The following is a 2,112-nucleotide window of genomic DNA, read 5'->3' on the forward strand; positions in this document are numbered from 1 at the left end:
GCGCAGCCTGCAGAGCTGGATCCATGCCTGGCGGGAGGGTTGGGGATGCGGTCACGGACCGAATTGTAGAGAGCGCTCCCGCCAGGCATGGATCCAGCCCTGCAGGCTGCGCGGGGCCGTGGGGGCCGCCGGACCCGGCAGCCCGAGCACGGCGGCAGCGGCCGCGAGTGCGGCGAGCGGGTCGCGCAGGTCCAGCGCCTGCGCGCCGTTTTGCTTGGAGAGCTTTTCGCCCCGGGCGTCGCGCACCAGCGGGGTGTGCAGGTAGCGTGGCGTCGGCACGCCCAGGGCCTGCTGCAGCACGATCTGGCGCGGGGTGTTGTCGGCCAGATCCTCGCCACGCACCACGTCGGTAATGCCCTGTGCCGCATCGTCCACCACCACGGCGAGCTGATAGGCCCACAGGCCGTCGGCGCGTTTGAGCACGAAGTCGCCCACGGCCGCTTCGACATCCTGGGCTTGCGGGCCCAGGCGCCGGTCGCGCCAGGTCAAGGGCACCGGCAGGCCCCGGTCGGCGATCACCCGCCCGACGTGCAGCCGCCACGCGCGCGGTGCGCGGCCGCGCAGGCCGCCGTGCTCCGGCCGGCAGGTGCCGGGGTAGGGGCGGGCGCTGTGGCGCTCGCGCGGCACGCCGCGGGCGAGCCAGGCGGCCTCGATGTCCTGCCGCGTGCAGGCGCACGGGTACGCCCATCCCGCGTCGACCAGGCGCCGCAGCGCGTGGGCGTAGGCGGCGTCTCGCCGAGACTGCCACCACACCGGTTCGTCCGGCGTCAGGCCGCAGGCGCGCAGTTGCTCGAGAATGGCGGCATCGGCCCCCGCCACGCAACGCGGCCGGTCCACGTCTTCGATGCGCACCAGCCAAGCACCACCGTGGGCGCGTGCATCCAGCCAACTGGCCAGGGCCGCGACCAGCGAGCCGGCGTGCAGCAGGCCCGTGGGCGAGGGGGCGAAGCGTCCGCGATAGGCCGTGCCGGGCCGCACCCTCAGCCCTCCAACACGGTGAGCGCCAGTTCCAGCCCGGACAGGAATGCGCTCTCCACCCGGTGCCCCAGGCACCAGTCGCCGCACAGACCCAGCCCGCGCCGGGCGTCCCACAGGCAGGGCTCGCCCAGGGGCCGCTGGGTTTGCGCATACCGCCAGCGGTGGGCGACGGCGTGGTTGGGGGTGGCGTGGATGCCGGTGATCTCCGCAAAGCCCTTGAGCAGCTTGGCAGTGATGCGGTCGGGGTCGTCCTCCAGGTGTTCGGCCGACCAGGCCGGGCTGGCCTGCACCACCCAGCGCTCCACCGGATCGCGCCCCGGTTTGCTGGGTTCGCGCGCCACCCAAGCGATGCGGTGGTGGTCGCTGCGGGCGGCGTGCCAGCGCGGCCCCAGCCCGTCCAGCCCGGGCTGCATGGCCTGCGGCCAGGCTGCCATCAGCGTCCAGCAGGGGGCCATGGCGACGTCGTGCGCCAGGCGCGCCTGCCAGTCGGTGGCCAGATCGCTGGCCCGCAGCAGCTCCAGCGCCTGCGGCGCGGGGATGGCGAGCAGCACGGCGTCGAAGCCGCCGTGCACGGCGGGCGTGTCGTCGGGGCCTTCGACCCGGATTTGCCAGCGCGTCGGGGCGATGGCGTCGGGTTCCAGCCGCACGACGCGGGATTCCCAGTGACACTGCCCGGCCGGGTCGTCCACCAGCGGTTCGGCCCAGGCCTTGACCAGCGCACTCATCCCCGGGGTGGCGACCCAGCGCGTCTCGCGCGACAGGGGTGCGGCGACGACGTGGCGGCCCAGATCGTCGAGCACACGCACCAGGCTGGCGTCCCACGGGGCCACCGGCGCGCCGGTGGCGTCGAGGGCGAGCCGAAAGCGCGCGTCGCGCACCGTGAAGAACTGCGCCCCGTGGTCGAAGCCGCCGAAGGCGGTGCGGCGCGTGGCCATGCGCCCGCCGGCGCCGCGGCTCTTTTCGAACACCGTCACCCGCCACCCCGCCTGCGCCAGCGTGCGCGCCGCCGTGATGCCGGCGATCCCTGCCCCCACCACCGCCGCATGCTGCGGCGCAGCGGGGGTCGGGGCCGCCGGCATCACGGCGGCGCGCACGCTGGCGCAGGCGGGGTGGCGGGTGACGGTGTTCGAAAAG

At 75.0% G+C, this 2,112-nt stretch carries 2 protein-coding genes; both read right to left on the reverse strand.

Features of this window, described 5'->3' with window-relative positions; genetic code table 11:
• Positions 1 to 51 precede the first annotated feature (51 nt).
• Positions 52 to 978 carry a tRNA glutamyl-Q(34) synthetase GluQRS gene (gene gluQRS / locus Tfont_RS14290; protein WP_068610540.1) on the reverse strand — a complete coding sequence of 309 codons (927 nt, stop codon included), beginning with the start codon at positions 976 to 978 and terminating at the stop codon, positions 52 to 54.
• 2 nt (positions 979 to 980) lie between these two features.
• Positions 981 to 2,057 carry an NAD(P)/FAD-dependent oxidoreductase gene (locus Tfont_RS14295; RefSeq protein ID WP_143969926.1) on the reverse strand — a complete coding sequence of 359 codons (1,077 nt, stop codon included), beginning with the start codon at positions 2,055 to 2,057 and terminating at the stop codon, positions 981 to 983.
• Positions 2,058 to 2,112: the final 55 nt, after the last annotated feature.

Source organism: Tepidimonas fonticaldi (genome assembly GCF_007556755.1).
Classification (GTDB): domain Bacteria; phylum Pseudomonadota; class Gammaproteobacteria; order Burkholderiales; family Burkholderiaceae_C; genus Tepidimonas; species Tepidimonas fonticaldi.

Bases quoted from the DNA above. Each gene is read 5' to 3' on its own strand.
- Tfont_RS14295 (WP_143969926.1), bottom strand. From the start codon at position 2,057: ATGCCGGCGGCCCCGACCCCCGCTGCGCCGCAGCATGCGGCGGTGGTG.